Here is a 9,040-nt window from a genome sequence, read left to right as displayed (position 1 = left end):
GGCGGGCCTGGGTGCTCACCGACTTGATCTGGACCAGTGGCTTGAGCAGCCGTTCCACTTCCGCATCGTTCACCTGGGGCAGCGGAGTGCCTTCCAGCGGCTTGAGGGCGGCCTGGACCTGCGTGGCCTTCAGCAGCTTGGTGCCGCTCACCGTCACCGTCTTGACGGCCAGCACGGGCGAGTAGACGGCGGCCACGATCAGGCCGGCGACGAGGGCCGCAGCGACGCACGCCGCCATGATGACATTGCGCCTGATGCGTTTGCCTTTGGGCTCAGGAAAGGCGAGCACGTTGTCCGGCTCTGCGCCCTTTGCCCCTGCGCTTGCCATACTGCCGCTTGTTCTACCTCCGTTTGCCATACCGCGATGAGGCAGTGCCTGCTCTTCCGCGCGCTTCCGCCACGGGCGCTTGGCGGCTGCCAGGACGGCCTGAGTCCTGCTCTGCTGCTCCGCTGGACTGCCCTGCTCCCCCGGCTTTGCCGGCCGCGTCCGGTTTCCCCCTGCCGGCTTCCCCGCTGCATTCCGGGCCGGATTGCGCACTGGATCCCGGGGCTCCGGGGCCGGGGCACTCTTGGACGCCGTGATGACTCCCGGCTTCACGTCCTTCCGCGTCTCCGGGGCCTTGGACAGGTTTCCGGAGCCGGTGGGCTTTCCGGCGCCGGTGGGCCGGTAGGTGGGCCGGCGGGTGCTAGCCACTCAGCGACTCCACGATAAGGGGGCCGTAGGCGGTGACGTCGCCGGCGCCGGCCGTCAGGATGATGTCGCCTGGCTGCGCGGCCGCGGACAGTGCCTCCACGGCGGTCTGGCCTCCTGCGACCAGGCGTCCTCCCGCGCCGAGGTGCCCGGCGATGAGTTCGCTCGTCACGCCGGGGATGGGGTCTTCCCTCGCGGGATAGATGTCCAGCACCAGGGCCGTGTCAGCCGTGTTGAGCGCATCGGCGAAATCCTTGGCAAATTCACGGGTCCTGGAGAAAAGGTGCGGCTGGAACAGGACATGCACCTTGTGGTCTCCCGCGACGGACCGTGCGGCGGCCAGGGCGGCGCGCACCTCTGTGGGGTGGTGCGCGTAGTCGTCGTAGACCCGCACCCCCCGGCCCTCGCCCTTGAACTCAAACCGCCGCGACGCCCCGGAGAAACCTGCCAGCGCCGACGCCGCCTGCTCCGGTGCCACGCCGAGTTCCAAGGCAACCGCCATGGCCGCAGCGGCGTTGAGCGCGTTGTGGCGCCCCGGAACCTGCAGGGACAACGGAAACTCTCCCGCCGCCGTCGTGACCGCCACGTTGCCGGGGCCGCCGTCGGACAGCCGGATGTCCGCCTCCTCGGCGGTGCCGTACAGCAGCACGCGGGTGTTGCCCCGCTCCCTGGTGCGCCGGGCCAGGGCCAGTGCCCCGGCGTCGTCCGCGCAGGCCACGAGCACGCCGTCCGCGGGCAGCAGCGCCGTGAACCGGTCGAACGATTCATACACGGCCTCAGGAGTGCCGTAGTGGTCCAGGTGGTCCGGCTCGACGTTCGTGACCACGGCGATCTGCGGGCGGTAGTTCAGGAAGGACCCGTCGGACTCGTCGGCTTCTGCGACGAACACCTTGGACGTGCCGTTTGCCGCGTTGACACCGAGCGCCGGGACGTTGGCCCCGATGGCGAATGACGGGTCCATGCCCGCGCCCTGGAGCAGCACGGCGATCATCGACGTGGTGGTGGACTTTCCGTGCGTGCCCGCCACCGTCACCACGAGGTCGTCGGCCATGGTGGCCGCCAGCGCTTCTGACCGGTGCAGAACCGGCAGGCCTGCGGCCTTGGCTGCGGCGAGTTCGGGATTGTCAGCCCGGATGGCTGAACCCGCCACCACGGTCTGCGCGTCCCCAAGATTCGCCTCAGCGTAGCCAACGGCAACTCTTGCCCCTGCTGCGGCGAGGTCTGCCATGACCGGCAGATCCTTGGCATCCGAGCCGCTGACCGGTACGCCTCGCGCCACCATGATCCGGGCGACGGCGGACATGCCGACGCCGCCGATGCCGATGAAGTGCACGCGGCCGAGCGCGTCCTGGCGGAGTGTGCCGTTGCTGGTCATTTGGATACCGCTTCCAGTACGAGGCCGGCCATGAGCCGGTCGGCATCCCTGATGCCGAGGTTTTCTGAGTTCGCCGCCATGGCCTCGAGCCGGGAGCGGTCGGTCAGGAGCGGAATGAGCCGGGCTCGGACCCACTCCGGCGTGAACTCGCGGTCCGCCACCAGGAGCGCGCCGCCGGCCTGCACCAGCCCGTCCGCGTTGAGGGCCTGCTCGCCGTTGCCGATGGGCAACGGCACGAAGACTGCCGGAACGCCGACGGCGGCAACCTCGCTCACCGTGGCTGCCCCGGCACGGGCGAGCAGAAGATCTGCGGCGGCGTAGACAGACTCCATGCCGTCGACATATTCGAGCTGGCGGTAGCCGTCGGCCTGCAGGACGTTTCCGTCGCCGTCCTCGACCGTTTTGCCCCGCCCGGTGATGTGCAGGGTCTGGATGCCGGCGTCTGCCAGTGCTCCGAGGGACGCCGCCACCGTGCGGTTGATGCTCTGGGCGCCTGACGATCCTCCGGTCACGATAAGGACCGGCTTTTCAGGGCTCAGCCCCAGCGCTGTGAGGGCACCGTCCCGCGCCGTGGATCTCACCATGGCAGAGATTTCCCGGCGCATGGGCATGCCTACATGGCGCGCGTTCCGCAGCGGGGTGCCGGCGAAGGCCACGGCAACGTGCCTGCTGAAGAGGGCACCCACCCGGTTGGCGAGACCGGGACGGGCGTTGGCCTCGTGGATGACAATGGGGATTTTCCGCCGCCTGGCCGCGAGGTACATGGGTGTGCAGACGTAACCGCCCACCCCCACCAGGACATCCGCCTGGGCGTCGTCCAGGATGCGCCCGGCCTGCTTGACCGCACCGGCGAGCCGGCCCGGCAGCCGCAGCAGATCCGCGGAGGGCCGGCGCGGGAACGGGACGCGGTCAATGGTGGCAAGCTCGAGCCCGGCGGCCGGAACCAGCCTGGTCTCCATGCCGGTGGACGTTCCGACGGCGAGCAGCCTCGCGTCTGGGCGCGCTTCGCGGATGGCCGAGGCAATGGCGAGCAGCGGATTGATATGGCCCGCCGTTCCACCGCCGGCGAGGACCACGGACAAGGAGTCGCTTTTCATCAGGTGCTGTTTACGCTTTCGTACGGGATTTCTTGCCGCCCGGCTTCCGAAGGGGAGGAAGCAGTTTCCGGGGCCTCAGGTTGGGCGCCATCTGAACCCGGGCCAGGGACAACACTACGCCGATTGCGCAGAGGGACATGAGCAGGGCCGACCCGCCATAGGAAATGAAGGGCAGGGGAACGCCGATCACCGGAACCAGCCCCGTGACCACGGCCATGTTGACCGTGGCCTGGCCCAGCAGCCACACCATGATCGTGCCGGCAAGGACCCGATGGAACAGGTCCTCCTGGGCGACGACCACCCGGTAGATTGCGGCGCCAAGGATGGCGAACAGGATCAGGACGACGACGGTCCCTACCAGCCCGAGTTCCTCGCCGATGATGGCGAAAATGAAGTCGTTGTGGGCTTCCGGTATCCAGCTGTATTTCTGCCGGCTCTGGCCCAGCCCGACGCCGAACCAGCCGCCGGAGGCCAGCCCGTAGAGGCCGTTTGTTGACTGGTAGTTGGCGTCGGTGCCGTCGCCGCAGCTTTGCCCCGTCCACCACGAGGTGATGCGGCACATGCGGTTGGAGCTCGTCATGGCCATGACGGCCGTGGCGATGACGCCCGCTACAGCGGCGAAGCCAAAGAGGTAGAGGCGTACGCCGGCGAAGAACAGCGCGGCGGCCATGACCATCATGATGATCATGCCGGTGCCAAGGTCGTTTCCGGCGAGGACCAGCCCGATGATGCCGAGGGCCACCGGCACCACCGGAATGACCGCGTGCTGCCAGCGGTGGATCAGCTTCGACTTCTTCGCGAGCACTGTGGCCATCCAGAGGGCCAGGGCGAGCTTGGCGGCCTCCGACGGCTGCAGCGTGAAGAACCCGCCGACTTCGATCCAGTTCTTGTTGCCGTTCACGCTCGTGCCGATCAGCAGCACCAGCCCCAGCAGGCCATAGGCGACGATGATGCCCGCCCACGCAAGCCGCTTCAGCCAGACCACGTTGATCCGCGACAGCATGAACATCAGGAAGACGCCGATGCCCGCGAACAGCCCCTGCTTGAGGGCGGCCGAATAGGGCGACTCCCCCGCCGCGATGGCCTCCACGCTGGACGCCGAGAGCACCATCATGATGCCGATGGCGGTCAGCGCCAAAGTGGTTCCGAGAATGAGGTAGTACGTGGAGCCGTTGCGGGATTTTCCGCTGCCTTCAAGGGCAGACCAGAAGCGGCGGTACCCGCGCAACAGCTTGGCCGCCAAAGGCCGTCGCAGCGCGGTGCTGGAGGCAGCCCCGCGGAACGTGTCCGCTGTCCGCGGCCGTGCTGCCGCGGGACGTGTGGGCGTGCTGACCATTCTTACTCCTTGCCGGTCTGGGCCTGCCCTTCCACGAGCTCGCGGACTGCTTCGATGAAGGCGTCGCCACGGTGAGCATAGGAAGAGAACTGATCCATGGACGCAGCTGCCGGGGCCATGAGCACAGTGTCACCCGAGGTGGCGACCTGTGCCGCCGAAGCGACGGCCTGTGCCATCACAGCCTCGCCGGACTCTGACGGGGACGGCGGGGCGTCGTGACCGGTTCCGGCAGACTGCACATTTTCAGTGTCGCCCGTGCCCGGCCGGATGACCGGTACATCCGGAGCGTGTCGCCGCAACGACTCCTCCAGCGACGAAGTGTCCTTGCCGATGAGCACCACCGCCTTGAGCCGGGCTGCCTGCCCGCTCACGATTTCGTCATAGCTGACACCCTTGGACAGGCCTCCGGCGATCCAGACGACGGAGTCGAAGGCGGACAGCGAAGCAGCAGCGGCGTGCGGATTGGTGGCTTTGGAGTCGTTGATCCAGAGCACGCCGTTCTGCTTGGCCACGGGCTGGATGCGGTGGCTTCCGGGGATGTACGCCTTCAGCCCGAGGCGCACGTCTTCGGGGCTGAGGCCGTAGGCCCGCACCAGGGCCGCGGCGGCCAGCGCATTCGCCACCATGTGGCGCGGGGCCACCGGGCCGAGATCGGCCATCGACGCGAGCTCCGCGGCACTGTCCTTGCGCTCCGCGATGAAGGCGCGGTCCACCAGCAGGCCCTCGACGACGCCCAGCATGCTGATGGCGGGGGTCACGGTGGTGAAGCCGATGGCCCGGCAGCCCTCCACGACGTCGGCGTCCTCCACCATGCGCTCGGTCTCGATCTGCTCGGCGTTGTAGATGCAGGCCTTCTGCGTGTGCTCGTAGATCTTGGCCTTGTCAGCCAGGTAGTCCGTGTACGATCCGTGCCAGTCCACGTGGTCCTCGGCGACGTTGAGGCAGACGCTTGCGACGGCCGAAACAGACTCACACCAGTGCAGCTGGAAGCTGGACAGCTCCACAGCGAAAACGTCGTACTCGACGGGGTCGCGGAGCGCATCGAGAATGGGCGTGCCCACGTTGCCCACGGCAATGGCTTTCAGTCCGGCGGCCTTCAGCATGGACTCGGTCAGGCCGACCGTCGTCGTCTTTCCGTTGGTTCCGGTGATGGTTAGCCAGTCTGCGGTCTTGCGCCCCTCCCGGACCCGCAGGCGCCAGGCGAGTTCGACGTCGCCCCACACCGGGATGTGGGCGCGTGCGGCGGCGGCGAGCAATGCCTGGTCCGGCCGCCAGCCTGGCGAGGTGACGATCAGGTCCGGCTTCATGCCGTCGATTTTCGGCACCGCCCGCACGGCGTCGTCGCCGAGAAGGACGTCCGCGGCGCCCACGATTCTCAGGGTGTCCGCTTTGGCCTCGGCCGTTTCCGAGGTCGCGGCATCCACCACCACCACGCGGGCACCCAGTTCGATGAGGGTGTCCGCCGCGGAGAAGCCTGACACGCCGATGCCGGTGACCACAACGCGGAGCCCCGCCCAGTCGGAGTCCCAGCTGACCAAATCTTTCAGCCGGCCCGTTCCGGTTTCGATGCCAGTCACAGCAGGACCACCCATTCTGCGTAGAAGATGCCAAGGCCCGCGGCGACAAACAGGCCGCCAAGGATCCAGAAACGGACGACGACCGTGACTTCAGCCCAGCCCTTGAGTTCGAAGTGGTGCTGAAGCGGCGCCATCTTGAAGAAGCGCTTGCCCTTGGTGACCTTGAAATAGCCCACCTGGATGATGACCGACAACGTGATGAGCACGAACAGGCCGCCGATGAAAGCCAGCAGCAGTTCGGTGCGCGAGAGAATGGCAAACCCGGCGATGGCGCCCCCGATTGCCAAGGATCCGGTGTCGCCCATGAAGATCTTGGCCGGTGATGTGTTCCACCAGAGGAAGCCCACGAGCGCCGCGCTCATGATGGCGGCCAGGAGCGCAAGGTCCAGCGGGTCCCGCACGGAGTAGCAGCCGCTGCCTGCCTGGCGGGGCGAACCGCAGGCCTGGTTGCTTTGCCATATGCCCATCAGCGTATAGGCGCCGAAGACCATGACCGAGGCCCCGGCTGCGAGTCCGTCCAGGCCGTCTGTGAGATTGACGCCGTTGGTTGCCGCAGTGACGATCAGGTTGGACCACAGGACGAAGAGAATGGCGCCGAGCACGGTACCGCCGAAGGCCAGGTCCAGCCAGGGGATGTCGCGGACCAGGGAAATCTTGGTGGACGCCGGCGTGAGCCCGTCCGTATCGGGGAAGTAGAGGGCCAGGACGGCGAAGATGATGCCCACTGCGCCCTGGAGGATCAGCTTGGCCTTGGCGTTCAGGCCAAGGCTGCGCTGCCGTGAAATCTTGATGAAGTCATCCAGGAAGCCAACGAGTCCCATGCCCACCATCAGGAACAGCAGGAGCAGCGCCGAGGCCGATGGTCCGGCGGACCGCGGATTCATCATCCACATAATGAGGTGCGTCAGTCCATAGCTGAGGAGGACAGCCGTGACCACCACGGTTCCGCCCATGGTGGGGGTGCCGCGCTTGGTGTGGTGCGACGTCGGTCCGTCGTCCCGGATGAACTGGCCGTAGCTTTTGTGGACCAGCAGGCGGATGAACAGCGGGGTGCCCACCAATGCCATCAGCAGGGCCAGGCCAGCGCCGATCAATAGTGCAATCACAGCAGCTCGCTCCCTTCATTGGCACTTGCGCGAAATTGTCCGGGTAATGCTATCCGATCGCCCAAATGGCGCAGTCCGACGCTGTTGGAGGACTTGAACAGCACCAGGTCCCCCGGTTCCAGCTGGGCTTCCAGCACGTCGTAGGCCTCGTCCACAGTTTCGGCAAAGATGCATTCCTCGCCCCAGGACCCTTCCTGGATGGCCGAGACATAGAGCGACCGCGCTTCCCGTCCCACCACCAGCAGGCGTGAAATGTTCAGCCGCACCACCTGGGTGCCCACGGCGGTGTGCTCCCGGATGGACTCGTCGCCCAGCTCCAGCATGGCTCCGAGGACTGCCCAGGTGCGGCGGCCGCGGCCGAGGTCTGCCAGGGTCCGGAGCGCCGCACGCATCGATTCCGGATTCGCGTTGTAGGCGTCGTTGATGATGGTGACGCCGTCCGGCCGCTCAGTGCGTTCCATGCGCCAGCGGCTGGCGGCCGACTGGGAGCTGAGGGATGCGCCGATGCTGGCCGCAGGGATACCGGCGGCGGAGGCCGCGGCTGCAGCGGCGAGGAGGTTTGCGACGTGGTGTTCCCCGATGAGCCTGCTGCTTACGTGGACAGGCTCCTCACCGGGGAGTCCAAGATCGAATTCCGGATGGCCTGCGGCGTTGGTGTCCAGGTGCAGTGCCCGGGCCACCGGCCCGTCCGTCTCGGCGTTCCTGGAGGAGAACCCGAACACGGCAGCCTGGGTGCGGCCGGCCATGGCCGCCACCCGGGGATCATCCAGGTTCAGCACAGCCGTGCCGGCGACGGGCAGGGCCTCCACGAGCTCGCCCTTGGCCGTCGCGATGTTGTCCACCCCGCCGAATTCGCCGGCGTGCGCGGTGCCCACGCCCAGCACCACGCCGATTTCCGGGCGGACCATCTCGCTGAGGTAATTGATGTGCCCGATGCCGGTGGCGCCCATTTCGATGACGAGGAACCGGGTGTCGAAGCCGGCCTGGAAGACAGTAAGCGGCACACCCACTTCGCCGTTGTAGGACCCCTGCGGCGCCACGGTGTTGGCCTCCGCTGACAGGATGCCGGCCAGGAGGTCCTTGGTGCTGGTCTTGCCGGCAGATCCTGTGATGCCGATGACCGTTAGCTGTTCGCCGGCCGCCTCGCGGCGTGCCCTGATCCGCCGGACCGCTTCCGCGGCCAGGGCGCCCATGGCCAGCACAGCGTCCTTCACGACGACAGCCGGGTAGCTCGTTCCTGCGGAATCGGTGACTTCGCGTTCGGCCAGCGCCAGGACGGCGCCGCGGTCAAACGCCGCTCCCATGAAATCGTGTCCGTCCGCGTTTTCGCCGGGCTTGGCCACGTAAAGGGAGCCGGAGGTGGCCTCGCGTGAGTCGGTGACCACTGAAGTGGGAGTGAGCTCGGGGTCGGCAAGGAGCAGGCCGCTGGTGATGTCGGCGATTTCCGCCGCAGTAAATGCAATCATGTCGGTCTAGGACTCTATCCGGTCGTCTTCAAGAACGGTGAATCCCCGTGCCGTCAAGGCCTTACGGAGTTCCACCCTGTCGTCGAGGGCAAGGTTCACACCTTTGACCTCCTGCCACACTTCGTGGCCGCGTCCCGCAACGAGGATGGTGTCCCTGGCGGCGGCCAGTTCAACGGCCCTGCGGATGGCCTCGTCGCGGGGGAAGACTTCCAGGATCTGGCAGTCGAGCCGCTCGGACTCCTTGGCGTCCGTGGCGCCGACCAGCACATCGGCCCGGATGGCCGCCGCGTCCTCGTCGTGGGGGTCGTCGTCGCTGACGATCACGACGTCGGCGAGGCGGGCCGCGATGGCGCCCATGGACGGACGCTTCCCCTGGTCCCGCTGCCCGGTCG

Annotated in this window: 8 protein-coding genes; all 8 read right to left on the bottom strand. The window is 67.4% G+C overall.

The genetic code is table 11. From position 1 onward, the window contains the following. The coding region (locus tag AC3A3W_RS03860; protein ID WP_487440555.1) for an FtsQ-type POTRA domain-containing protein at positions 1–694 on the bottom strand (694 nt) is incomplete at its 3' end. Then, positions 687–2,066, bottom strand: coding sequence for a UDP-N-acetylmuramate--L-alanine ligase (gene murC, locus AC3A3W_RS03855; protein WP_487440554.1), 1,380 nt, complete (start codon positions 2,064–2,066; stop codon positions 687–689). The genes murC and AC3A3W_RS03860, both read right to left, overlap by 8 nt. Beyond that, positions 2,063–3,163 (bottom strand): undecaprenyldiphospho-muramoylpentapeptide beta-N-acetylglucosaminyltransferase, encoded by a 1,101-nt coding sequence (gene murG, locus AC3A3W_RS03850; protein ID WP_487440553.1) that lies wholly within the window; start codon positions 3,161–3,163, stop codon positions 2,063–2,065. Before murG ends, murC begins: the two co-directional genes overlap by 4 nt. Positions 3,164–3,173: 10 nt before the next feature. Next, entirely contained in the window at positions 3,174–4,499 is a 1,326-nt protein-coding gene (gene ftsW, locus AC3A3W_RS03845; protein WP_487440552.1) for a putative lipid II flippase FtsW, read from the bottom strand. 2 nt (positions 4,500–4,501) lie between these two features. Continuing rightward, on the bottom strand, positions 4,502–6,091 hold the full coding sequence (gene murD / locus AC3A3W_RS03840; RefSeq protein ID WP_487440551.1) for a UDP-N-acetylmuramoyl-L-alanine--D-glutamate ligase: 1,590 nt from the start codon (positions 6,089–6,091) through the stop codon (positions 4,502–4,504). Beyond that, positions 6,073–7,182, bottom strand: a complete 1,110-nt coding sequence (gene mraY, locus AC3A3W_RS03835; protein ID WP_487440550.1) for a phospho-N-acetylmuramoyl-pentapeptide-transferase — start codon at positions 7,180–7,182, stop codon at positions 6,073–6,075. Before mraY ends, murD begins: the two co-directional genes overlap by 19 nt. Next, positions 7,179–8,648: a UDP-N-acetylmuramoyl-tripeptide--D-alanyl-D-alanine ligase gene (locus AC3A3W_RS03830; protein WP_487440549.1), complete on the bottom strand. Its 1,470-nt coding sequence runs from the start codon at positions 8,646–8,648 to the stop codon at positions 7,179–7,181. Before AC3A3W_RS03830 ends, mraY begins: the two co-directional genes overlap by 4 nt. Positions 8,649–8,654: 6 nt before the next feature. Then, the coding region (locus AC3A3W_RS03825; RefSeq protein ID WP_487440548.1) for a glutamate ligase domain-containing protein at positions 8,655–9,040 on the bottom strand (386 nt) is incomplete at its 5' end.

This window comes from Arthrobacter sp. Soil_N43 (genome assembly GCF_057655195.1).
Note: the sequence above shows the minus strand (reverse complement) of the source record. Positions and strands in the feature narration are given on the sequence as shown.